Origin of the sequence: Kitasatospora sp. NPDC015120 (assembly GCF_043080305.1) — a bacterium.
Lineage (GTDB): Bacteria > Actinomycetota > Actinomycetes > Streptomycetales > Streptomycetaceae > Kitasatospora.
Map to the genome: position 1 here is coordinate 441,790 of NZ_JBIBVJ010000004.1, position 23,116 is coordinate 464,905.

Here is a 23,116-nt window from a genome sequence, read left to right on the forward strand (position 1 = left end):
GCCCGGCCCTCCGCACCGGACCCCGGGCCCCGGGCCGGTCGTGGTGGATCCTGGCCGGGGGCCGTAGGGTCTCGATCGGTAGTCGGAGTCAGGGAACGGTGCGGCATGGGTGAGGTCGGTGGGCGGGCCGGGCAGCTGAGGAGCAGTGGGCTGCGGCACGGCTGGACGACCGGGGCGTGTGCCACGGCGGCGGCCAAGGCGGCGTACCGGGCGCTGCTCACCGGGGAGTTCCCGGACCCGGTGGAGATCGTGCTGCCGAAGGGGCAGCGGCCGGCGTTCGCGCTCGCGGTCGAGGGGATCACCGAGGGGGCGGCGGGGCGCCGGGCGATGGCCGGGGTGGTGAAGGACGCGGGGGACGACCCCGACGTGACCCACGGCGCGCTGGTGCGCGCCACGGTGTGGGCGGGCGGGCCCGGCACGGGCGTGGTGTTCCGGGCCGGGCCCGGGGTGGGCACCGTCACCAAGCCCGGGCTGCCGCTGCCGGTCGGCGAGCCGGCCGTCAACCCGGTGCCCCGGCAGCTGATCCGGGAGGTGGTCGCCGAGGTGGCGGCCGCGTACGGCGCCAGCGGGGACGTCGTGGTGGAGCTCTCCGTCGACCACGGCGAGGAGATCGCCCGCTCCACCTGGAACCCCCGGCTCGGCATCCTCGGCGGCCTCTCCATCCTCGGCACCACCGGTGTGGTCGTCCCCTACTCCTGCTCCGCGTGGATCGACTCGATCCGGCGCGGGGTGGACGTGGCGCGGGCCGCCGGGCGCACCCACGTGGCCGGCTGCACCGGCTCGACCTCGGAGAAGGCGGCCGTCGCCGTGCACGGCCTGCCCGAGGACGCGCTGCTCGACATGGGCGACTTCGCGGGCGCGGTGCTCAAGTACCTCAAGCGCCACCCGGTGCCGCGGCTGACCATCGCCGGCGGCTTCGCCAAGCTCTCCAAGCTCGCCGCCGGCCACCTCGACCTGCACTCGGCGCGCTCCCAGGTCGACAAGGGCTACTTGGCCCGGCTCGCCCGCGCGGGCGGCGCGGACGAGGAGCTGACGGCGGCGGTCGCGGCGGCCAACACCGCGCTGGAGGCGATCCAGCTCTGCCGGGCGGCCGGGGTGCCGCTGGGCGATCTGGTGGCCGAGGCGGCGAGGGCCACCGCGCTCGGGGTGCTGGTCGGCTCCCCGGTCGCGGTGGACGTCCTCTGCATCGACCGGGCCGGCACGATCGTCGGCCGGGCGGAGCCGCTGGGGCCGTGAACGGCCCGCGGTCGCGGCCGGCTTTCGTCCCGGGCGTGTCCCGGGAACGCCGCCGTGATGTGAAGATCTGACGCGCATACGGGGTGAGAAACGGACAAAAGTCGCGCCACGCCCGGGGTCGGTTCTGGCGCTATCTCAGTCATGAGATATGGTCTGGCGAGTGACAGGCGACTACCTCACCCGTATCGGCACCCTCATCCGTACCGCGCGTCAGCACCGCGGCTGGTCCCAGGCCCAGCTCGGCGACGCCCTCGGCACCAGCCAGAGCGCGGTCAACCGCATCGAACAGGGCAAGCAGAACGTCAGCCTTGAGATGATCGCCCGCATCGGCGAAGCGCTCGACAGCGAGATCGTCTCCCTCGGCTACGCCGGCCCGATGCACCTGAGGGTCGCCGGCGGCACCACCCTCTCCGGCGCGATCGACGTCCGCAGCAGCAAGAACGCCTGCGTGGCCATCCTCTGCGCCTCGCTGCTGACCACCGGCCGCACCACGCTGCGCAGCGTCGCCCGCATCGAGGAGGTCTACCGCATCCTCGAAGTGCTCACCAGCATCGGCGTCAGGAGCCGCTGGACCAACGACGGCCGTGACCTCGAACTCACCCCGCCCGCCGAGCTCGACCTCGCCGGCATGGACGTCGAGGCCGCCCGCCGCACCCGCAGCGTGCTGATGTTCCTCGGCCCGCTGATGCACCGCGCCGACTCCTTCGCCATCCCGTACGCCGGCGGCTGCGACCTCGGCACCCGCACCGTCCAGCCGCACCTCACCGCGCTGCGCCGGTTCGGCCTGGAGGTCGCCACCACGGGCGGCGCCTACCACGCCTCCGTCCAGCCCGGCGTCCCGCTGGACCGTCCGATCGTGCTGACCGAGCGCGGCGACACCGTCACCGAGAACGCCCTGCTCGCCGCCGCCCGCCACGACGGCGTCAGCGTCATCCGCAACGCCTCGCCCAACTACATGGTCCAGGACCTCTGCTTCTTCCTGGAGAAGCTGGGCGTGCGGATCGAGGGCATCGGCACCACCACCCTCACCGTGCACGGCGTCCCCGAGATCACCTGTGACGTCGACTACACCCCGGCCGAGGACCCGGTCGAGGCAATGAGCCTGCTGGCCGCCGCCGTGGTCACCTCCTCCGAGCTGACCATCCGCCGGGTGCCGATCGAGTTCCTGGAGATCGAGCTCGCCGTGCTGGAGGGCATGGGCCTCGACTACGACCGCACCCCCGAGTACCCGGCCCACAACGGCCGCACCCGGCTCGTCGACCTCACCGTGCGCCCCTCCAAGCTCACCGCGCCGATCGACACCATCCACCCGATGCCCTTCCCCGGCATCAACATCGACAACGTGCCGTTCTTCGCCGCCATCGCCGCGGCCGCCCACGGCACCACGATGATCCACGACTGGGTCTACGACAACCGCGCCATCTACCTCACCGAACTCACCCGGCTCGGCGCGGACATCAAGCTCCTCGACCCGCACCGCGTGCTCGTCCAGGGCCCCACCCGCTGGCGCGCCGCCGAGATGGTCTGCCCGCCCGCGCTGCGCCCCGCCGTCGTCATCCTGCTCGCGATGCTCGCCGCCAAGGGCACCTCGGTGCTCCGCAACGTCTACGTCATCAACCGCGGCTACGAGGACCTCGCCGAGCGCCTCAACTCCGTGGGCGCCCAGATCGAGACCTTCCGCGACATCTGAGCCCCCGCCCGCCCTCGGGCGCGCCACCGTGCCCGGCCCCGGAACCCCGGGGCCGGGCACCGGCGTTCATCCGCCGGGCGGTCCGGCGGCCCGGGCGGTCATTCGCCGGTGCGGCCGTCGAGGCGCTCGCGCAGCAGGTCGGCGTGGCCGTTGTGGCGGGCGTACTCCTCGATCATGTGGAGGAGGATCCAGCGCAGCGACCAGCTCTGCTCGCCGGAGGGCCGAAGGTACCCGGGCACGTCCAGCGACGGTGCGGCGGCGACGAGTTCCCGGGCGTGGGCGCACTCGCCGCGCCAGATCGTGAAGGCTTCGCCGGGGTCGGCGTCGTCGACGTCGAACTCGGCGAAGCTGCCGTCCGGGTGCTTCCAGAAGCCGGGGCGGGCCTCGTCGGCGAGGCCGTTGCGGAACCAGCTGCGCTCGACCTCGGCGAGGTGGCGGGCCAGGCCGAGCAGGGAGAGCGTGGAGGGGAGCAGCGGGCGGGCGCGCAGCTGCTCGGCGCTCAGCCCGGCGCACTTCATCGCGAAGGTGTCGCGCTGGTAGTCCAGGTAGGCGGTCAGGGTGGCGCGTTCGTCGCCGAAGCGGGGGATCTCGGTGCGGGCGGCGTCGGCGAGGGCGTAGGCGTCGGTCATCGGGACATGGTGGCAGGTGCGGCTCCGGCCGGCACGGGGATTACCGGGCGGCGAGCCAGTCCAGGGCGGCCTCGACACTCGGCGCGACCGGGACGCCGGCCGGCGCCGGCGGGCGGTCCACGACCACCACGGGCAGGCCGAGTTCGCGCGCCGCGGTGAGCTTGGGCGCGGTGGCCGCGCCGCCGCTGTCCTTGGTGACCACGACGTCGATCCGGTGCTCGCGCAGCACCGCCCGCTCGCCGTCCAGGGTGAACGGGCCGCGGTCGAGCAGGACGGTCAGCGAGGCGGGCAGCGGCGGCTCGGGCGGGTCGACCGAGCGGGCGACGACGTGCAGGCCGTCGAGGCGGGCGAAGGCGGCGATGCCCTGCCGGCCGCTGGTGAGCAGCACCCTCCGGCCGAGGGACGGCAGCAGCGCGGCGGCGGCGTCCAGCGAGGCGACGCGGTGCCAGCGGTCGCCCGGCACCGGTGTCCAGCCGGGGCGGCGCAGGGCGAGCAGCGGCACGCCGGTGGCGGCGGCGGCCTCGGCGGCGTTGCGCGACATCGCGGCGGCGAACGGGTGGGTGGCGTCCACCACGGCGTCCACCCGTTCGGCGCGCAGCCACGCGGCGAGCCCCCCGGGGCCGCCGAAGCCGCCGATCCGCACCTCGCCGGCGGGCAGCCGGGGCTCGGCGACCCGCCCGGCGAGCGAGCTGGTGACCCGCAGGGCGGGGCGTTCGGCGGCCAGCGCGGCGGCCAGGGCCCGCGCCTCGGTGGTGCCGCCGAGCAGCAGGACGTGCGCCGTCACCCGCTCACGCGCCGCAGGGCTGGTGCGGGCGCTCGCGGTCCGCGGAGTAGAGGTGGCTGTCGCGGAACTGCCCGGCGCCCAGCGTCCGCCCGACGATGATCACCGCGGTGCGGACCACGCCCGCGGCCTTCACCTGTCCGGCGATGTCGCCGACGGTGCCGCGCAGCACCAGCTCCTCGGGCCGGCTGGCCATCGCGACCACGGCCGCGGGGCAGTCGGCCCCGTAGTGCGGGAGCAGCTGCTCGACCACGTCGTCGATGTACCCGGCGGCCAGGTGCAGCACCAGCAGGGCGCCGCTGCGGCCGAGGGTCGCGAGGTCCTCGCCCTCCGGCATCGGGGTGGCGCGCTTGGCGATCCGGGTGAGGATGACGGTCTGGCCGACGGTCGGCACGGTCAGTTCGCGCTTGAGCGCGGCCGCGGCGGCGGCGAAGGCGGGCACGCCGGGCACCACCTCGTAGGGCACCCCGGCCGCGTCCAGCCGGCGCATCTGCTCGGCGACGGCGCTGAACACCGACGGGTCGCCGGAGTGCAGCCGGGCGACGTCCTGCCCGGCGGCGTGCGCCCGGACCAGCTCGGCGGTGATCTCGTCGAGGGTGAGGTTGGCGGTGTCGACCAGCCGGGCGCCGGGCGGGCACTCGGCCAGCAGTTCGCGCGGCACCAGGCTGCCGGCGTACAGGCAGACCTCGGCGCGGGCGAGGATCCGCTGGCCGCGCAGGGTGATGAGGTCGGCGGCGCCGGGGCCGGCCCCGATGAAGTGGACGGTCACGAGGCGTTCTCCTGAGGGGTGAGGGGCGCGGCGGCGGGCTTGACGGCGGACCACTGGGTGACCGGCATCGCCTGGCGCCAGCCGGTGAAGCCGCCGACCGCGACGGCGTGCGCCACGGCGAGCCGCAGCAGCTCGCCGCCGTGCCGGCGGTACCAGGTGGTGAGCAGCGCCTCCGACTCCAGGGTCACCGTGTTGGCGACCAGCCGGCCGCCGGGCGCCAGCGCGGCCCAGCAGGCGTCCAGCAGGCCGGGCGCGGTGAGTCCGCCGCCGACGAACACCGCGTCCGGGGCGGGCAGGCCGGCGAGCGCGTCTGGTGCGGCGCCGGTGACCACCCGCAGCCGGGGCACGCCGAGGGCGGCGGCGTTGCGGGCGATCCGCGCGGCGCGGACCGGGTCGCGCTCCACGGTGACGGCCCGGTTGTCGCGGTGGGCGCGCAGCCATTCGACCGCGATCGAGCCGGAGCCGCCGCCGACGTCCCAGAGCAGTTCGCCGGGGACGGGGGCCAGGGTGGCGAGGGTAGCGGCGCGCACGTGCCGCTTGGTCAGCTGGCCGTCGCTCTCGTAGGCGCCGTCGGGCAGCCCGGGGACGACGGGGACGCGGGGGGCGTCGGCGGGCAGGTCGACGGCGATGACGTTGAGCGGGTCGCCGGGCGGGTACGGCCAGCCGTCGGCGGGGCCGTCCAGCCGCCGTTCGCCGGGGCCGCCGAGCTGTTCGAGGACGCGCAGCCGGGCGCCGCCGTGGCCGGCCCCGGTGAGCAGTGCGGCGACGGCGGCGGGGGTGTCGGCGCCGGCGCTGAGCACCAGCAGCCGGCGCCCGGGGTTGAGGGCGAGCCGCAGGGTGTCGAGCGGGCGGCCGACCAGGCTGACCACCTCGGTGGACTCCAGCGGCCAGCCGAGCCGGGCGCAGGCGTACGCGACGGAGGAGGGGTGCGGCAGGACGCGCAGCCGGTCGGGCCCGGCGGTCTCGGCGAGGGTGCGGCCGATGCCGTAGAACATCGGATCGCCGCTGGCCAGCACGGCGAGCGGGCGCCCGGCGTGGCGGTCGAGCAGTCCGGCCACGGCGGGCCGCAGCGGGGACGGCCAGGGCACCCGTTCGGCGGTGACCTCGTCGGCGGGCAGCAGGGCGAGCTGGCGGGGGCCGCCGATCACGGCGCCGGCCTCCCGCAGCGCGGCGCGGGCGGCGCCGCCGAGGCCGGGCCAGCCGTCGGCCCCGATCCCGACGACGGTGATCGGGGGTGACTGCTGGGGCACCGGCGGGCTCCTGGGGCGGGTCGTGGACGGGGGCGTGGGCAGCCTACCTGGCGGTCCGCGGCGGGCCGTCAGCCAGGGTGCGGGCCCGGACGCCCGGGGTTAGCGTCGTGCCGGGAACACCTCCGGGGGGCCTCAGCACGCAACGGAGGACACCATGTCCGAGTCAGCGGTCCCGTACACCACCAACAACGCCGGCGTCCCGGTGCCGAGCGACGAGAACTCGCTCACGGTGGGCAGGGACGGCCCGATCCTGCTCCACGACCACTACCTGATCGAGAAGATGGCCCAGTTCAACCGGGAGCGGGTGCCGGAGCGGGTGGTGCACGCCAAGGGGGCCGGGGCGTACGGCGTCTTCAAGACGACGGAGGACGTCAGCCGGTACACCCGGGCGACCCTCTTCCAGCCGGGCAGGCGGACCGAGATGCTGGCCCGCTTCTCGACCGTGGCCGGTGAGCAGGGCAGCCCGGACACCTGGCGCGACCCGCGCGGCTTCGCGCTGAAGTTCTACACCGAGGACGGCAACTACGACCTGGTCGGCAACAACACGCCGGTCTTCTTCGTCCGCGACACCATCAAGTTCCAGGACTTCATCCGCTCCCAGAAGCGCCGCCCCGACAACGGTCTGCGCGACCACGACATGCAGTGGGACTTCTGGACGCTCTCGCCGGAGTCCGCGCACCAGGTCACCTGGCTGATGGGCGACCGCGGCATCCCGAAGTCGTACCGGCACATGAACGGCTACGGTTCGCACACCTATCTCTGGTACAACGCGAGCGGCGAGCGGTTCTGGGTGAAGTACCACTTCAAGACCGACCAGGGCATCGACTTCCTCACCCAGGCGGAGGCCGACCGGCTGGCCGGCTCCGACCCGGACCTGCACCGCGAGGACCTCTGGCAGGCCATCGAGGGCGGCAACCCGCCGTCCTGGACGCTGTACGTGCAGGTGATGCCGTTCGACGACGCGCCCGGCTACCGGTTCAACCCGTTCGACCTGACCAAGGTCTGGCCGCACGGCGACTACCCGCTGATCCCGGTCGGGACGCTGACGCTGAACCGCAACCCCGAGGACTACTTCGTCCACATCGAGCAGGCCGCCTTCGAGCCGGCCAACCTGGTGCCGGGCATCAGCGTCTCGCCGGACAAGATGCTGCTCGGCCGGATCTTCTCCTACCCGGACACCCACCGGTACCGGATCGGGCCCAACTACGCCCAGCTGCCGCCGAACCGGCCGCACGTGCCGGTGCACTCCTACGCCAAGGACGGGCCGATGCGCTTCGACCCGGCCCGGACGGCGGCGCCCTACGCGCCGAACTCCTACGGCGGGCCGGCCGCGGACCCCAAGGTGTACGACGACCCGGCGGCCGGCTGGCAGAGCTCGGGCGACATGGTGCGCGAGGCGTACTCGCTGCACGCCGAGGACGACGACTGGGGGCAGGCGGGCACCATGGTGCGGGAGGTGCTGGACGACGCGGCGCGCGACCGGCTGGTCTCCAACATCGTCAACCACCTCCAGGGCGGGGTGAGCGCTCCGGTGCTGGAGCGGGCCGTGCAGTACTGGCGCAATGTCGACAAGGCGCTGGGCGACCGGGTCGCCAAGGGCGTCGGCAAGGACTGACGGGCCGGCGCCGGGGGTGCGGGTCCAGCTGGGCCCGCGCCCTCAGCCGTGGTCCCGGCCGTACCGGCGCCAGTCGCCGGAGGCGATCGGCGCCGGGTGCGCGCGCAGCCGGGCGGCGACCGCCGGTCCGGCCAGGTACACCCAGGCCTCCGCCGGCGCGCCGTCCGCCGTACGGACGGCGCGCCGCTCGCGCACGTACGTGCCGAGGCCGTCCGGCCGGCAGTCCTCCAGCCGGTCCAGCGCCGCGAGCGTCCGCCGGTAGGCCTCCGGGCGGACGGTGACCAGTTCGCCGGTGATCCGCCGCCCCGGCGCGGGGTCCGGCACGGCGTACGGGAAGCCCGGTCCCGCGTGCAGCGCCGCGCCCTCCAGCACCGCCGCCCGCACCCCGGCGCACCGGCCGGCCAGGAAGGCGGCGTGGTTGCGCTCCCCGGTGAGCAGGGTCCCGTAGACGAAGAAGGGCAGGGTGGCGGGGTGCTCGGGCACGAGGGGTTCCTCCTGGACGGGGGCCGGTCGACGGTCGATGCTCCCCGACCGGTGATACCCACTGGCGCGGGGGGCGGCCGATGCGGTGTCATGGCGGGTGCACCTGCCAGTACCGTCCAAGGGGGACACCCATGACAGCTCGCGCCGAGCGCACCCCGGCCGCGCCCGCCGACGCCCCGGTGGCGGCGGGGGCCGCGCCCGCCACCGGCCGGCTCGGGGCGGGCGTGTGGGTGGCGCTCGCCATCGTCTACGTGGTGTGGGGTTCGACGTACCTGGCGATCCGGATCGCGGTCGAGACCATGCCCTCCTTCCTCTCCGCCGCCGCGCGCTTCCTGACCGCCGGAGCGCTGCTCGCCGGGTTCGTGGCCGTCCGCCACGGCCGCGCCGGGCTGCGGGCGGACCTGCGGCAGCTGGGCTCCGCCGCCCTGGTCGGCGGCCTGCTGCTGACCGGCGGCAACGGGCTGGTGGTGCTCGGCGAGACCTGGATCCCCTCCGGCCTCGCCGCGCTGCTGGTCGCCGCCGTGCCGCTGTGGATGGTGCTGCTGACGGCGGCGGGCGGTGACCGGCCGAGGCCGGCCGAACTGGGCGGGGTGCTGCTCGGGCTGGCCGGCCTGGCCGTGCTCTCCGCCCCCGCGATCGGCGGGGACATCGCGCCCGCCGGGGTGGTCGCGATCCTCTGCGGCACCCTGACCTGGGCGTCCGGCTCCTTCGCGGCCAAGCGCATCCGGATGCCCGGCAACGTCCTGGCCTCCAGCGCCTACCAGATGCTCGCCGGCGGCCTCGGCAACGCGCTGATCGGACTGCTCCGCGGGGAGCAGCACGGCCTGCACCCCGGCGACATCTCCGCCCGCTCCTGGCTGGCGCTGGGCTTCCTGGTGGTGTTCGGCTCGCTGGTCGCCTTCACCGCGTACGCCTGGCTGCTGCGTTCCGCGCCGCTGACCCTGGTCGCCACCTACGCCTATGTGAACCCGGTGGTGGCCGTGCTGCTGGGCTGGCTGGTGCTGGCCGAGCCGCTGACCGGTCCCACCGTGCTGGGCGGGGCGATCGTGGTCGCGGGCGTCTGCCTGGTGGTGAGCGTCAGCCGTTCGTCGGCGCGCCCGTCCGCTCGTAGGTCCGCACGACGACCCCGTTGGGGAAGACGCGGGTGTCGGTGAGCGCGAACGCGTGCGGGGCGAAGTCCGCGCGGAACAGCGGCACTCCGGCGCCGATCGCCACCGGGGGCGTGCCGGCCGGCACCGCGTCCCACTACTTCGCCGACCGCGACGACTTGCTCGACCACACCGCCCGGCACATCCACCACCGGCTCACCCCGGACCCGGCGGTCATCGGGGCACTGCTGCACGCGCCCCGCGACCGGGCCCTGGTCACCGCCCTGATGCACGACCTGCTGCGCCGCATCGACGCCGACCGCTCCGGCTACCTCGCGATGCTGGAACTGCGCCTGGAGGCCACCCGCCGCCCCGAGGTGCGGGCCCGGCTCACCGCCACCGTCCGGCAGGAGCTGGAGGCCAACATCGCCTACCACCTGGACGAGGGCTTCCCCGGCGACCGCGAGACCGTCGTCGTCCTCTATCTCGCGATGACCGGCCTGCTCGTCGAGCACCTCACCCTGCCCGACGTGCTCGGACCGGAGAACCTCCCGGCCCTCGTCGACACCCTGGTCGCCCGCACCGTCCCGGCGGGCTGAACCGGGCGGGCTCAGCCGAGGCGGATGTGGCGCGCGCCGACCGCGGCGCGCCGCAGCCGGGCGCGCAGCGGGCCGTCGGTGTCGGGGGCGAGGGCCAGACCGGCGGAGGCGGCGAGGTGGTCGGCGACCTCGGCGACGGTCAGGTGGTCGGTGTGCACGTGCTCGCCGAACCCGGCGCCGCTCAGCCGCTCCAGGCAGTGGTCCAGCCGGGAGACCGCGAAGGACTCCCGGCGCAACGGCGCCTGCTTCCCGGCGACCAGCTGCACGGCGCGCCCGAAGCCGCGCTCGCGCAGCCGCCGCAGCACCTCCGCGCGCTCCGCGAGCAACGCGAAGTGCCGGACGTCGTGGCCGCGTTCGCGCAGCCGGCCGACGGTCTCGTCGAAGTACGCGGGCTCGGTGACCGTCATCGGGACGATCACCGTGCCCCGGTGGCGGGCGAGCGTGCGATCCAGCACCTCGAACACCCCCTGGCGCCAGGCCGGCAGGTCCTGGAAGTCCCCGCGCAGCGGCTTGGGGGTCATCCGGTGGAGGCCGAAGCCGACCTCCTCGGGGTCGCAGACGACACTGCCCGGCAGCCGCCGCCGCAGCTCGTGCGACACCTGGGTCTTGCCGCCGCCGAACGGTCCGTTGATCCACAGGAGCATGCGGGCCAGCCTAGGTCCCGCCCGGAACCGCCGGGGGACCGGGGAGTGCCACGCGCTCCGCCGGGCGGCCGGCGGAACCATCCGGCCCCGGGCCCCGCGCAGGGCCGGAGGCGTGCGGTGGGTGCGGGCGAGGATGTCCCCGCGGATCCGCTCGGCCGGCACGGTGTACGGGCCGAGGGCGAGCGCCGGGCGGCTGACGTGCGCGGCGGGCGTGGTGTGCGCGGTGGGGTGGTGCTGGACCTGCGGGCGGTTCCTTGCGGGCGGTGCACGCCGCACCCGGCCGGGCCCGGCCACGCTTCTCCGCCGGTACCACCCCCCGCCCGCTGCGCGGCTCCCGGGGCTGCGGTCGAGCGGCGGGCCGTCAGGCGAGGTAGGGCGGGCGGCCGGCCCACCAGTGGCCGGGGGCGTCGGGGGTGCGGCCGGTCCAGAACTCGATGAGGCCGGAGATGAACTCCTCGGCGGAGAGGGTGCCGTCGCCGTCCAGGTCGAGGCGGTGGAAGGCCTCGTCCGCGTCGTCGCGGGAGAGTGCGGAGAAGTGGCCGCGCTGGAAGACGAAGAACTCGCCCGCGTCCACCGTGCCGCTGCCGTCCACGTCGGCGACGGCGAGGAACGCCTCGGCGAGCGCCCCGAAGACGGTCCGCGCGGCCACCGGGTCGTCGGCGAGCGCGCGGGTCGAGGCGACGAACTGGCGGCGGCTGATCGCCGTGGTGCCGACCGGCAGGTGGGAGACGTGCAGGTCGCGCCAGATGGCCAGGTAGGCGGCGACGATCCGCTGTTCGGTGGCCGACCCCTCCGCGTGGCCCAGCGACCGGGCCACCGCACGGCCCATCAGGACGTGGTCGTGCTCGGTGAGCAGGCCGTCCCCGTCGGCGTCGAGGTGGTCGAACCCGTGGTTGATCCTGGCGAGCAGCAGTTCCTCGGACACCCGTCATCCCCCGGCTGGTCGGTCCCGGCAATCACAACAGAAGCAGTCACAACGGTCGGACGCAGCACGCTAACCCGCCGGGTGCCGGGTGCGCAGCCGAAGCCGCGAAGTGGCACCCGGCCGGCTCCCGGGGCCGCCGTTCAGCCCGCGTTCTGGAGCGCCGCGTCCGCCAGCCTCTCGGCCAACTCGCCGAACACCTCCTGGAGTTGCCCGTCCGAGACACCGTTGGCGTAGCCCTGGAAGGCGAGCGCGGCCTGCGCCTGGACGGCCGGGGTGGCGTAGCCGGCGTCGATCGGCAGCGGGCCGGTCGGCGGCCAGGGCAGCGGCCAGTGCCGGGGCCAGGGAATCCGCCCGTGCGGGGTGCCGCACCAGTCGTCGCCCACCTCGGCGAGCACCTGCCGGGCGTCGCCGCCGGAGACCTGCGCGGTGATGGCGGCGTTGGCCACGGCGGTGACGGTGCGGGCGACGGACAGCCGCAGCGCGGCGGCGACGGGCGGCAGCGGCTGCGGGTTCAGCCCGGCCGCCTCGCCGCCGTCCTCGGCGCGGGCCGCCAGGAGGCCGTCCAGGACGCCGTGGCCCGCCTCGTGGGGGATCAGTCCGTCCAGGGCCGCGGGATTGAGGCGGCCGACGAGCGCGACCAGGGTGACGGATCGGCGGACGAGCGTGGTCATCGGAAGACCCCTTCTCCGGGGACGGGGGACGGGTGGCCGTGCACGCACGGTCGGTGACCGATCGTAGGCGCAGCGTCCGCGCGGACGGGGGAGCGACACCGCCTGCCGTCCGCCCGCCGCCCCCTGCCCGCCGCCCCCTGCCCGCCGCTCAGCGGGCGGCGGCGAGCAGCTCGCGGGTGTACGCGGTGTGCGGGGCGGCGAAGAGCCGGTCGCGGTCGGCGGACTCCACCAGCCGGCCGCGGTGCATCACGGCGACGCGGTCGCAGAAGTGGCGGACCACCGCGAGGTCGTGCGAGACGAACAGGAAGGCCACGCCGAGGCGTTCGCGCAGCTCCATCAGCAGGTTGAGCACCTGGGCCTGGACCGAGACGTCCAGGGCGGAGACCGGTTCGTCGGCGATGATCAGCCGCGGTTCGGGGGCGAGCGCCCGGGCGATCCCGATCCGCTGGCGCTGGCCGCCGGAGAACTCGTGCGGGTAGCGGTCCAGGTGGGCGGCGGGCAGGCCGACCTGTTCCAGCAGCTCGGCGGAGCGCTCGCGCCGCTGCCCGGCGTCCAGCGCGGTGTGCAGCCGCAGCGGGGTGTCCAGTGTCTGGGCGACGGTGCGGCGCGGGTTGAGCGAGGAGTACGGGTCCTGGAAGACCAGCTGGACCTCCTTGGCGAGCCGGCGCCGCAGGGCCCGGCCGGGCGCGGTGGCGTCCACGCCGTCGTAGCGCACGGTGCCGGAGGTGGCGGGCTGGAGGCCGGCCAGCACCCGGGAGGTGGTGGACTTCCCGGAGCCGGACTCGCCGACCAGGCCGAGCGTCTCGCCGGGCGCGATGCGCAGGCTGACGCCCTCCACCGCCCGGACCGGTTCGGGCCGTCCGCGCCCCGGGAGCGGGAGGCGGCCGCGGCGGCCGGGGAAGTGCACGGAGAGGTCCTCGACCTCGGCCAGCCAGCGGCCGGACGGCGCCGCGGCCGGTTCGGGGCGGACGGCGGCCCGGGGCGCGGGCGAGGGGTCGTCGACGGTCGGCAGCGGCGTGCCCGGGACGGAGTCCAGGGTGAGCGCGGCCCCCACCAGGGCCCGGGTGTACGGCTCGCGGGGCGCGGCCAGCAGGGCGGCGGTCGGCGCGCTCTCCACCGGCCGGCCGTCGCGCAGCACGAGCGTGCGGTCCGTGATGCCGGCGACCACCCCGAGGTCATGGCTGACCAGCAGCACGGCGGTGCCGTGCTCGCGCTGCAGCTCGCCCAGCAGGTCCAGCACCTGGCGCTGGACACGGGCGTCGAGCGCGGTGGTCGGCTCGTCGGCGATCAGCACGTCGGGGTCGTTCATCAGCGCCATCGCGATCATCACGCGCTGGCGCATGCCGCCGGAGAACTGGTGCGGGTAGTCGCGCACCCGGGCGGCCGGGATGCCGACCCGGTCGAGCATCGCCGCCGCCCGCCGGCGGGCCTCGGCGCGGCCCGCGCCGGGGTGGTGCAGCCGGTACATCTCGGCGAGCTGCGCGCCGACGCCGTGGAAGGGGCTGAGCGAGGTGAGGGCGTCCTGGAAGACCAGGGCCGCCCGGCCGCCGCGCACCCGCCGCAGCGCGGACTCCCCGGCGCCCACCAGCTCCTGCCCGGCCAGCCGGATCGAGCCGGTGACGGTGGTGGTGCGCGGGTCGTGCAGGCCGAGCACGGCGAGCCCGGTGGCGGACTTGCCGGAGCCGGACTCGCCGACCAGGCCGAGCACCTCGCCGCGGGCGAGGTCGAAGGAGAGGCCGCGCACGGCGGCGACCGGGGCGCCGCCGCGCGGGTCGGCGAAGCCGACGCGCAGGTCCCGGACGCTGAGCACCGGCTCGGCGTCCGGCCCGGAGGCGGGGGCGGGGGAGGTGGAGGTGGTCACGGGGAGGGCTCCAGAGCGGGACGGGGACGGTCAGCCGAGGCGGATGCGCGGATCGAGCCAGGCCACCACGAGGTCGGCCAGCGCGACGAACAGCACGACGAAGCAGGCGGCCAGCAGGACGGCGCCGACCACGGCCGGCAGGTCCTGGCCCTCGACGGCCTCGATGGCGAAGCGGCCGACGCCGTTCAGCCCGAACACCGTCTCGGTGATCACCGCGCCGCCGAGCAGCGCCCCCGCCTCCAGGCCGAGCAGCTGGACCAGCGGCCCGGCCGCCCCGCGCGAGGTGTACTTGAGGTGGGCGCGCAGCCGCCCGAGGCCCTTGCCGCGGGCCGTGCGGACGTACTCCTCGTTCATCGTCTCCAGCAGCTGGGAGCGCGACAGCCGGGCGAACACCGCCGAGTTGACGAAGCCGAGGACGATCCAGGGCAGCAGCAGCCCGCCGGCCCAGGCGGCCGGGTCGGTGGCCGGCGGGGTGTAGGAGGGCAGCGGCAGCAGCCCGGTGGTGTAGACCAGCCCCCACTGGGCGACGTACCCGAGGAAGTAGATCTGCACGCTCGCGCCGACCAGGGTGAAGCCGGAGAGCAGTTTGTCCGTCCGGGTGCCGTGCCGCAGCGCGGTGACGAAGCCGGTGCCGAGCCCGAACAGGACCAGCACGGCGAGCGCGCCCGCCGCCAGCGACACGGTGACCGGCAGGTGGTCGGCCAGCGCCTCGGTGACCGGCTGGTGCAGCCGGTAGGAGTAGCCGAGGCAGGGCGCCTCGCAGTGGATCGTGGAGCCGTCGACGTCCTGGATGTCCCGGCCGGCGACGATCCCGGTGAGGTAGTCGGCGTACTGGGCGAGCAGCGGCTGGTCCAGGCCCATGCTCGTGCGGACCGCCGCGACCTGGCCGGTGTCGCAGCGCGGGCCGCAGGCGGCCCGGGCGGGGTCGGCGGGGCCGGCGTAGAAGAGGGCGAAGGCGGCGGCGGAGACCGCGGCCAGGACGGCGAGCGCCTGGAGGATCCGCCGCAGGGCGAAGGAGAGCATGGTGGCCGGTCCGGGTTCGGTGGGCGTCGGGGCGGCGGCCCCGCCGCGCGCGTTCCCGGGGGAGGCGCGCGGCGGGACCGTCCGGTGAGTTCGGGCGGGTCAGGACTTCAGGTAGAGCCAGGCGAGGCTGACCGTCCCGTAGATCGGGTGGATGAACGCGCCGCCGACGTTGGAGCCGCGCAGCTGGTTGACCGTGGGGTAGGTGAACGGCAGGACCGGCAGGTCCTTCATCACGGTCTGCTCCAGGGCGTACAGCTCCTTGGCCTTGGCGTGCGGCTCGCCGATCTGGTTGATCCGGTCGATCTCCTTGTCCACCGCGGGGTTGCGGTAGCGGGCGGAGTTGAGGTCGGTGCCGGCGCGGCCGTCGAAGGAGAACGGGATCAGGGTGGAGGGCGTCGGCCAGTCGACCGAGCTGGTCTCCTCCCACAGGTCGTACGGGGAGTCGGCGCGGTGCACCTCGTCCAGCAGCGCCTTGGGGTCGACCGGCTTGGGCACGACCGTGAGGCCGGCCTTGGCGAAGCCGTCGACCAGCACCTGGGCGACCCGCTGCCCGTTGGGCGTGTTGGCGTAGGCGTAGGTGAGCGGGCCGGGTGCCTGCTTGGCCCTGGCGAGCGCGGACTTGGCCGCCTCCGGGTCGCCCTCCGGCTTCGCCGGGTCCAGGTCGTACTTCTGCCAGTCGACCAGGGCGGGGGAGCTGAGCGTGGTGGCGAGCTCGCCGGCCCGGGTGCCGCCCTGGACCTGGCGGGCCTGCTGGCGCGGGTAGGCGAGGTTGAGGGCCTTGCGGACCTCGACGTCGGCGACCCGCTCGTTGTTGACCATCAGATAGGTGACGAAGGCGCCCTGGCGGCCGGAGACGACCAGGTCCTTGGCCTTCGGGTCGGTGTCCACGGTCTGGTACAGCTCAGGGGAGAGCACGGTCGCCGCGGTGGTGGCGTTCTCGCCGCCGTCGCGCCCGGAGAGGATCTCCTGGTTGATGTTCAGCGCCTCCTTCCCGAAGGTGAAGACGAACTTCTCCGGGTACTGGCTGCGGATCGGGTCGGTCTCCGGCTTCCAGTGCGGGTTGCGCTCCAGCACCAGCCGGGTGTTCTGGACGTGCTCGACGATCCGGTACGGCCCGGTGGCGAACGGCTGGCGGTCGTAGTCGGTGCCGGTGTCCTTGTCCTGGCGCACCGGCGAGGAGGAGGACTGCGCGGCCATGTACGGCACGTCGGCCTGCGGCTGCGGGAAGTGGAAGACGACGGTGCGCTCGTCCGGGGTCTCGATCGCGGCGAGGTCGCCGTCCTGCGGGCCGCCGTACTTCTTGCGGGCGTCCTCGTAGCTGGCCTCGCCGGTGAGCCACTGCGGCCAGTACGGCGGGCCGACCTCGTAGCCCTTGCCGAAGGAGCGCTCGATGCCGTACTTCACCTGCTGGGAGGTGATCGGCTGGCCGTCCTCCCAGGCCACGCCCTCCTTCAGCCGGTACGTCCAGGTGCGGCCGCCGTCGCCGGGGGTGCCGGTGTCGGTGGCGAGATCGCCGACCAGCTTGGCCTTGCCGTCCACCACCTGGTACTGGGTCAGCTGGCGGCCCCAGAGCAGCGAGGTGTTGTAGGTGGCGCCCGCGTACACCTTCTGCGGGTCGAGGTGGCGGAAGTCGGTGGCGTTGTAGACGTTCACCGTGCCGCCCGGGCGGGCACCGGCGACGGCGGGGGCCGGGCCTGCGCTCTCCTGCTCGGTGCCGAGCGCGGCGGTCAGCGGCGAGGTGTCCTTGGCCGCGCCGGTGGCGCCGGAGGAGCCGGTGCCGGCGCCGGCCGAGCAGGAGGTCGCCAGCAGGGCGGTCGCGAGGACGGCGAGGGACGGTCTGATCCAGCGCATGGCGAATCTCTCCTTGCCCCGGGGCTCCGGGGCGGGTCGGGTGAAAGGGTGGAACGGAGGGAACGGAGGGAACGGGTGGAACGGGGGACGGTGGCGTGGGGCCTCAGCGGGCGGCGCGCGGGTCCAGGGCGTCCCGGACGGCGTCGCCGAGCAGGTTGAAGGCGAGCACGAAGAGCAGCAGCGCGGCGCCGGGGAAGACCATGTACGTCGGGTCGGCCTGGAAGACCTCGGAGCCGCGGGAGATCATCCGGCCCCAGTCCGGGACCGGCTCGTTGACGCCCACGCCGAGGAAGGACAGCACCGCCTCGGAGGCGACGAAGGCCGGCACCGCCATGGTGGCGTGCACCAGCAGCTGCGCCCGGACGTTCGGCAGGAGTTCGCGCAGGACGATGTGGAATCCGCTCGCCCCGAGGGCCCGGGCGGACTGCACGAAATCCCTTTCGCGCAGCGACCGGACGGTGGCGCGCAGGGAAAGCGCCAGCGGAATCCAGCCGAACGCGGAGAAGACCAGGACGAGCACCAGGAACTGCATCCACTCCGGTTCCGCGGTGCCCGGATCGACCAGCCGGGACTGCACCACCGGGCTGAGCGCGAGCAGCAGGAGCAGCGTCGGGAAGGCCAGCAGGACGTTCGACAGGAAGCCGAAGAGCCGGTCGGTGATCCCGCCGAGGTAGCCGACCGCGACACCGGCCAGCACCCCGAGGGTGGTGGTGACGGCGGCCGAGACGAAGGCGATCAGCAGCGAGGTGCGGATGCCGTACAGCAGCTGGGTGAACACGTCGCGCCCCAGGCCGGGCTCCAGGCCGAACCAGAACTCCCCGGAGATGCCGCCGTTCGGCGCGACGGGCAGGCCGCCGTCGCTGAGCAGGCCGGGCGTGTTCTGGCCGTAGTGCTCGGTGGGGTTCTTGCCGTACAGCGCGGCGATCAGCGGGGCCGCCAGGGCGAGCAGCAGGAACAGGAGGACCACGCCGAGCGCGACGGCTCCGGTGCGGTCGCGGCACACGCGGCGCAGCAGTCCCGCCGGGGCGGGCGCCGGGGGCGGTGCCGGGGCGTCCGGCGCTGCGACTTGTTCGACCACTGCCATGAGAGGCGTACTCCCCGAATTCTGTGCCGCCCCGTGGGTGAGGGTGCGTCGACGTGCATTTCCGGCCGGTCCTTCCGGGGGTTTCCCGGAGGGCCGGCAGGCGTCATCAGATCGGACCGGAGGGGGGTTTCGCAAATCATTCCGAAGGTGGTCCGGGAGTGGTTCGGGCCCTTTGTTTCGGGAATTGTGACGGCTTCATTCCGTCGCAATACTGCCGTAGCAGGAGAACGGACATAGCCGGGCAAAGTGCATGTCATGTCCGCTGCCGTCCCGTATGGTGAGATGTCCGCCACAGGCCGTCCGGCATTGGTACGATTCCGGCGGGCCGCGACTGGCGCGCACGGATGGAATCGACCATCGGGAAGCGGCCCCGTGCCGGATCACGACGCAGTTGCCGAGCGCCTGGGCCCCCCGACCTCCCCACCAGGAGACCGCCATGGCCCCGCAGCCGCACACGGCCGCCACCCCCGCCGCCAACACCGCCTTCCGCTCCGCCCTCGACGTGGTCCGCGAGGTCGAGCCGCGGATCGCCGCCGCCATCGGCCAGGAGATCGACGACCAGCGCGCCTCGCTCAAGCTCATCGCCAGCGAGAACTACGCCTCCCCGGCCGTCCTGCTCGCCATGGGCAACTGGCTCAGCGACAAGTACGCCGAGGGCACCGCCGGCCGCCGCTTCTACGCCGGCTGCCGCAACGTCGACACCGTCGAGACCCTCGCCGCCGAGCACGCCCGCGCCCTCTTCGGCGCCGACCACGCCTACGTCCAGCCGCACTCCGGTATCGACGCCAACCTCACCGCCTTCTGGGCCGTCCTCTCCCAGCGGGTCGAGAGCCCCGCCCTGGAGCGCGCCAAGGTCCGCAACGTCAACGACCTCACCGAGCAGGACTGGGCCGAACTGCGCCGGGAGCTGGGCAACCAGCGCATGCTCGGCATGTCCCTGGACACCGGCGGCCACCTCACCCACGGCTTCCGCCCCAACATCTCCGGCAAGATGTTCGAGCAGCGCAGCTACGGCACCGACCCGGCCACCGGCCTGATCGACTACGACGCGCTGCGCGCCACCGCCCGCGAGTTCCGCCCGCTGATCCTGGTGGCCGGCTACTCCGCCTACCCGCGGCTGGTGGACTTCGCCCGGATGCGCGAGATCGCCGACGAGGTCGGCGCCACCCTGATGGTCGACATGGCGCACTTCGCCGGCCTGGTCGCGGGCAAGGTGCTCACCGGCGACTTTGACCCGGTGCCGCATGCCGACATCGTCACCACGACCACCCACAAGTCGCTGCGCGGCCCGCGCGGCGGCGCGGTGCTGTGCACCTCCGAACTCGCCGAGCACGTCGACCGCGGCTGCCCGCTGGTCCTCGGCGGCCCGCTCTCGCACGTCATGGCCGCCAAGGCGGTCGCCTTCGCGGAGGCCCGCCGCCCCGAGTTCCGCACCTACGCCCGGCAGGTCGTCGACAACGCGCAGGCGCTCGCCGAGGGCCTGCTGCGCCGCGGCGGCACGCTCGTCACCGGCGGCACCGACAACCACCTGGTGCTCGCCGACGTCTCCGGCCACGGCCTGACCGGCCGCCAGGCCGAGGCCGCGCTGCTCGACTCCGGCGTCGTCACCAACCGCAACTCCGTCCCGCAGGACCCGAACGGCGCCTGGTACACCTCCGGCGTGCGGATCGGCACCCCGGCGCTCACCACCCGCGGCCTCGGCACCGCCGAGATGGACGAGATCGCGGCCCTCATCGACACCGTGCTGCGCGCCACCACCCCGGCCCTCACCGCCTCCGGCGCGCCGTCCAAGGCCCAGTACACCCTGGACCCGGCGGTCGCCGAGGGCATCGCCAAGCGCGCCGCCGACCTGCTCTCCGGCTTCCCGCTCTACCCGGGCGTCGACCTGGCCTGACCCTGGCCCGCGGCGTGACGGCCAGAGGGCCGTCACGCCGTCAGGGCACGGCCGAGAGCGCGTCCCACACGTCGTCCCCGACACTGGTGCCGTCGGGCAGGACCAGTCCCTCGATACTGCGCATCAGATGGACACCCGCGGTCCGCGACGGGCGGCCTCGCAGCAGCGGCACCGCGTGTTTGAGGACCACCCGGTATGCCGACAGGTCGCCGGCGGCGGTCTGCAGCCACCTGGCGATCGCCTCCACCGCATCGGCTTCGAAGGCCGGGTCCGACAGCAGCTCACGCAGTCCGTCCTCCACGGCGGGTCGTACCTCCTGGTTGTCGATGCGGAGCAGCCAGGGCAGCGCGTGGTCCGTCGTGTGCTGATCCATCGCCAGGGCCAGCAGCGCGATCTTTCCGGGCAGCGGAGCCTTTCGTTCGAGCTTCCACAGCACCACCTCGGACAGCAGCAGATCCCGTCCGGATTCTTCGGCGCCCAGCTGTCGATAGGTTTCGTGGACCGCGCGGAGCACCGATACGTCCTTCGAGGTCGATGCGACCCGGCGAAGCCGGGTGACGGCCTTGCGGCGGGCGGTCGGTGTGCCTTCGGGGTCGGCCAGAACGCGGTCGGCCACGGCCACGACGAGGAGCTGTGTCTCCGCCCGGTGGTCTGCCCAGTCGTAGAGCCTGGCCCAGACGGCCCACTCCATGCGCTCGGCCCGCAGGGCGTGGGACATGACCTCAGCGCACACGTCCGGCCGGCCGAGGCCCGAAGCGGCATCGCGGATGTCCGTCAGTACCGCTGGATCCTGGTGCCGGACGGCCAGGGCAGTGAGCGAGGCGATGCCCAGGTCGGAGCGACGATTGCCCGGCGGAGCGATTTCCACGAGCCAGCGCAGCAGCACCGGACGCATGCCCTCGTAATTATCCCAGACGTAGCCGAGGACGGCGCCGTCGAATCCGGGGCGGTGGAAGTCGACGACGTCCTGGGAGTTCACGTCGGCCTGTAGGTCGGTGAGCCGCTGGCGCAGCCCCCGGCCCGCGAAAACCCGTCCGAGGTTGGTCGGCGGCGTGGTGCGGTCGGACTCGGCGATCAACTTCTCCAGCAGCCGCGCGTCCCTGTAGATCACCGCCGCGGGCGCGCGGCGATGCACGGCGAGCGAGAGCAGGAGGCAACGGTCCTCCAGTGACAGCGTCCTTCCGGCGCCGCCCCCGGCGAAGGTCTCGTCCAACTCAGCGCGCCAGTCCCCAAGCGCGTTCTCGATTCGCTGCCGGAGATCGGTGTCGAGACCGTTGCCCGGCGGTCGGCCGGTCTCGACCGGGCGGCTCACCGCGATGGCGTGGGCCTCCAGCGGCCGTTCATGGCGGTACTCCCGCCACTGGCCGATGACCGAGGAAGCGACCTGGACGGCCTGGACGGCATCCCGGACCGCCGACAACTGCATTCGGGCGGCCGGCGTCCGGACGTACTCGGTGAGCCAGGGATGCCCGGAAGCGGCGAGCGCGTTCTCCACGACGGCCTGGGGCTCCGGTGGCGACCGGAGTTCGATGACCTGGACACCTGGCGCCGACCAGGCCCAATGGCTCGCCCACAGTTCGGCGGCCACGGTGAGGACCCAGAGCGACCTGTCGGACCTCAGCTTCTCCACCTTCTTCGCCAGGTCCGTCAGAAACGCCTGGGAGGGCCGGTCCTTCTCCGGGTTCTTGAGATCGAGTTGATAGGCATGGAAGGGTTCGAGGTGGAGCTTCTCGACCTGAGGGCGAGGCCAGTCCGGTTCGAGCTGGACGAGTGGCATCCGCCCCGGCGTCCGAGCGGCCAGCAACTGGTGGGCGAAGGTGGTCGAACCGAAACCCCGTGGCGACACGACGATGATCACCCGGATGTCGGGGTCGGCGAGGGCGGCCCACCCCTGATCCCATGCGCCGTTCCAGCCGGCCGGGCGCGCAAAGGTGCGGGAGCCGAGGATCTCCCCCCGGTTGAGCGGCCTGGCCCACAGGAGGTCCCGCCGCACCTCCTGGACCACGGTGCCGATGTGCCAGGCGGCGACACCCGCATTGCCGACGTGGAACGTCCCATTACCACCGGGCACGGCTTCCGCGACGGCGGTCGAGGCGACCACCTGGTCGGGGCTCGGCGCAGGGCCGTGCGGTGTGCCCCTCTTCGGCGCGGGCAGGAAGGCCAGCTGGCGTTCCAGGGCGTGCTCTGTCATGCGAAGTTGATGTCTCCGACGGTCATGGCCCCGATCGAGTTGGCTACCGTTCCGACGTTCCCTGCGATGTGGATCGCGCCTCCCGGGGAAGGCGGAGCGGGCGATACGGGATCGGGCCCCGGCTCGCCGACCGTCAGCACGGCGGGGGAGAGCCGGGGGACGTGCACCCATGCGGTGCGGCTGAACTGCTTGTGCCGTACCGTGGCGGACACTTCGAGGAAGTCCCGCTCAGACAGGTGGACGGTACGGCGGGCCGCGACGACCCGGCGGTACACCTCGTCCGAAAGGATCGCCGCCGTGAACGACTCGTGCGCGGCCGCGACTTCGGCCGCGGCCCGTACCGCATCGCTGTCGACCAGCCTGCAGGCATCGTTGATCGCGTCGCCCCGGTAGTCCGCGGACAGCGGCCCCAGATGAACACTCACCCTGGTGCGAAGCACGGGAGCCGAGGCGCGACGCTGCCAGTGGTGCCGGTGCAGCGCCTCCTCCAGGAGGGCGATGCCCGGATCCACGAGCTGTGCCACGTGGGCGGCCGGCAGGATCTTGATCCACCCGTCGCCCGTGTCGCGGGCGGTGGCCCGGTCCGCCCACTCGTCGGAGAGGCCGCTTTGGTCGAACGACTCCGCGAGCGCGTTGTCGAGCGCGGACCGCAGCTTCGGCATCCCGGTCTCGTGGACCTTGCTGTAGCCGACGATGTCGACCACGAAGAGCGCGACGTCGGGGGGAAGGTCGCGAGAGTTCGCGGCGGTCTGCTGGGCCATGGTGGTGTTCCGTTCCGGTCGGAGATCCAGGTCACTCGGTGACCATGACTCGATCATCACCGCTGACCGAG

At 74.1% G+C, this 23,116-nt stretch carries 20 protein-coding genes and 1 riboswitch; of the genes, 6 read left to right on the forward strand and 14 right to left on the reverse strand.

Annotated features, from left to right (window positions below; translation table 11 throughout):
• Positions 1 to 105: 105 nt before the first annotated feature.
• Positions 106 to 1,236: a cobalt-precorrin-5B (C(1))-methyltransferase gene (locus ACF1AK_RS13655; protein ID WP_391498969.1), complete on the forward strand. Its 1,131-nt coding sequence runs from the start codon at positions 106 to 108 to the stop codon at positions 1,234 to 1,236.
• Between the two features lie 160 nt (positions 1,237 to 1,396).
• A complete protein-coding gene (locus ACF1AK_RS13660) occupies positions 1,397 to 2,926 on the forward strand; it encodes a UDP-N-acetylglucosamine 1-carboxyvinyltransferase (RefSeq protein WP_391498970.1) in 1,530 nt (509 codons plus the stop codon).
• A 98-nt stretch (positions 2,927 to 3,024) separates the two neighbouring features.
• Here the strand turns inward: ACF1AK_RS13660 and ACF1AK_RS13665 are convergent, their stop codons facing one another.
• The 4 genes from ACF1AK_RS13665 to cbiE are packed head-to-tail and all read right to left on the reverse strand — an operon-like array spanning position 3,025 to position 6,355.
• A complete protein-coding gene (locus ACF1AK_RS13665) occupies positions 3,025 to 3,555 on the reverse strand; it encodes a DinB family protein (protein ID WP_391498971.1) in 531 nt (176 codons plus the stop codon).
• A 40-nt stretch (positions 3,556 to 3,595) separates the two neighbouring features.
• Positions 3,596 to 4,339, reverse strand: a complete 744-nt coding sequence (locus ACF1AK_RS13670; RefSeq protein ID WP_391498972.1) for a cobalt-precorrin-6A reductase — start codon at positions 4,337 to 4,339, stop codon at positions 3,596 to 3,598.
• A 4-nt stretch (positions 4,340 to 4,343) separates the two neighbouring features.
• The gene (gene cobM, locus ACF1AK_RS13675; RefSeq protein ID WP_391498973.1) at positions 4,344 to 5,105 is read right to left on the reverse strand and encodes a precorrin-4 C(11)-methyltransferase; all 762 of its coding nucleotides are present in this window, start codon (positions 5,103 to 5,105) and stop codon (positions 4,344 to 4,346) included.
• On the reverse strand, positions 5,102 to 6,355 hold the full coding sequence (cbiE, locus tag ACF1AK_RS13680) for a precorrin-6y C5,15-methyltransferase (decarboxylating) subunit CbiE (RefSeq protein ID WP_391498974.1): 1,254 nt from the start codon (positions 6,353 to 6,355) through the stop codon (positions 5,102 to 5,104). The genes cobM and cbiE overlap by 4 nt, the downstream gene beginning before the upstream one ends.
• A gap of 154 nt (positions 6,356 to 6,509) precedes the next feature.
• Between cbiE and ACF1AK_RS13685 the strand changes: the two genes are divergently transcribed.
• Positions 6,510 to 7,970, forward strand: a complete 1,461-nt coding sequence (locus ACF1AK_RS13685) for a catalase (RefSeq protein ID WP_391498975.1) — start codon at positions 6,510 to 6,512, stop codon at positions 7,968 to 7,970.
• 42 nt (positions 7,971 to 8,012) lie between these two features.
• Here the strand turns inward: ACF1AK_RS13685 and ACF1AK_RS13690 are convergent, their stop codons facing one another.
• Positions 8,013 to 8,453, reverse strand: coding sequence for a gamma-glutamylcyclotransferase family protein (locus ACF1AK_RS13690; protein WP_391498976.1), 441 nt, complete (start codon positions 8,451 to 8,453; stop codon positions 8,013 to 8,015).
• Positions 8,454 to 8,584: 131 nt separating this feature from the next.
• Between ACF1AK_RS13690 and ACF1AK_RS13695 the strand changes: the two genes are divergently transcribed.
• Positions 8,585 to 9,607 (forward strand): EamA family transporter, encoded by a 1,023-nt coding sequence (locus tag ACF1AK_RS13695; protein ID WP_391498977.1) that lies wholly within the window; start codon positions 8,585 to 8,587, stop codon positions 9,605 to 9,607.
• Positions 9,604 to 10,140 (forward strand): TetR/AcrR family transcriptional regulator, encoded by a 537-nt coding sequence (locus tag ACF1AK_RS13700; RefSeq protein ID WP_391498978.1) that lies wholly within the window; start codon positions 9,604 to 9,606, stop codon positions 10,138 to 10,140. The genes ACF1AK_RS13695 and ACF1AK_RS13700 overlap by 4 nt, the downstream gene beginning before the upstream one ends.
• Positions 10,141 to 10,151: 11 nt before the next feature.
• Here ACF1AK_RS13700 and ACF1AK_RS13705 read toward each other — a convergent pair whose 3' ends face one another.
• From ACF1AK_RS13705 to ACF1AK_RS13735, 7 genes are all read right to left on the reverse strand, one after another.
• Positions 10,152 to 10,784, reverse strand: coding sequence for an AAA family ATPase (locus tag ACF1AK_RS13705; protein WP_391499062.1), 633 nt, complete (start codon positions 10,782 to 10,784; stop codon positions 10,152 to 10,154).
• A 361-nt stretch (positions 10,785 to 11,145) separates the two neighbouring features.
• The gene (locus ACF1AK_RS13710; protein ID WP_391498979.1) at positions 11,146 to 11,709 is read right to left on the reverse strand and encodes an EF-hand domain-containing protein; all 564 of its coding nucleotides are present in this window, start codon (positions 11,707 to 11,709) and stop codon (positions 11,146 to 11,148) included.
• 140 nt (positions 11,710 to 11,849) lie between these two features.
• Positions 11,850 to 12,380: a hypothetical protein gene (locus ACF1AK_RS13715; RefSeq protein ID WP_391498980.1), complete on the reverse strand. Its 531-nt coding sequence runs from the start codon at positions 12,378 to 12,380 to the stop codon at positions 11,850 to 11,852.
• A 148-nt stretch (positions 12,381 to 12,528) separates the two neighbouring features.
• Positions 12,529 to 14,241, reverse strand: a complete 1,713-nt coding sequence (locus tag ACF1AK_RS13720) for a dipeptide ABC transporter ATP-binding protein (RefSeq protein ID WP_391498981.1) — start codon at positions 14,239 to 14,241, stop codon at positions 12,529 to 12,531.
• A gap of 30 nt (positions 14,242 to 14,271) precedes the next feature.
• The gene (locus ACF1AK_RS13725) at positions 14,272 to 15,264 is read right to left on the reverse strand and encodes an ABC transporter permease (RefSeq protein ID WP_391498982.1); all 993 of its coding nucleotides are present in this window, start codon (positions 15,262 to 15,264) and stop codon (positions 14,272 to 14,274) included.
• A gap of 99 nt (positions 15,265 to 15,363) precedes the next feature.
• Positions 15,364 to 17,115: an ABC transporter substrate-binding protein gene (locus tag ACF1AK_RS13730; RefSeq protein ID WP_391498983.1), complete on the reverse strand. Its 1,752-nt coding sequence runs from the start codon at positions 17,113 to 17,115 to the stop codon at positions 15,364 to 15,366.
• A 103-nt stretch (positions 17,116 to 17,218) separates the two neighbouring features.
• Positions 17,219 to 18,199: an ABC transporter permease gene (locus tag ACF1AK_RS13735; RefSeq protein ID WP_391498984.1), complete on the reverse strand. Its 981-nt coding sequence runs from the start codon at positions 18,197 to 18,199 to the stop codon at positions 17,219 to 17,221.
• Between the two features lie 317 nt (positions 18,200 to 18,516).
• Positions 18,517 to 18,614, forward strand: a riboswitch (ZMP/ZTP riboswitch).
• Positions 18,615 to 18,635: 21 nt separating this feature from the next.
• Between ACF1AK_RS13735 and ACF1AK_RS13740 the strand changes: the two genes are divergently transcribed.
• Positions 18,636 to 20,093: a glycine hydroxymethyltransferase gene (locus ACF1AK_RS13740; protein WP_391498985.1), complete on the forward strand. Its 1,458-nt coding sequence runs from the start codon at positions 18,636 to 18,638 to the stop codon at positions 20,091 to 20,093.
• 40 nt (positions 20,094 to 20,133) lie between these two features.
• Here ACF1AK_RS13740 and ACF1AK_RS13745 read toward each other — a convergent pair whose 3' ends face one another.
• Together ACF1AK_RS13745 and ACF1AK_RS13750 are read right to left on the reverse strand one after the other, a co-directional pair.
• Complete coding sequence (locus ACF1AK_RS13745; protein ID WP_391498986.1) at positions 20,134 to 22,284, reverse strand: hypothetical protein; 2,151 nt, start codon at positions 22,282 to 22,284, stop codon at positions 20,134 to 20,136.
• Positions 22,281 to 23,045 (reverse strand): hypothetical protein, encoded by a 765-nt coding sequence (locus ACF1AK_RS13750; protein ID WP_391498987.1) that lies wholly within the window; start codon positions 23,043 to 23,045, stop codon positions 22,281 to 22,283. Before ACF1AK_RS13750 ends, ACF1AK_RS13745 begins: the two co-directional genes overlap by 4 nt.
• Positions 23,046 to 23,116: the final 71 nt, after the last annotated feature.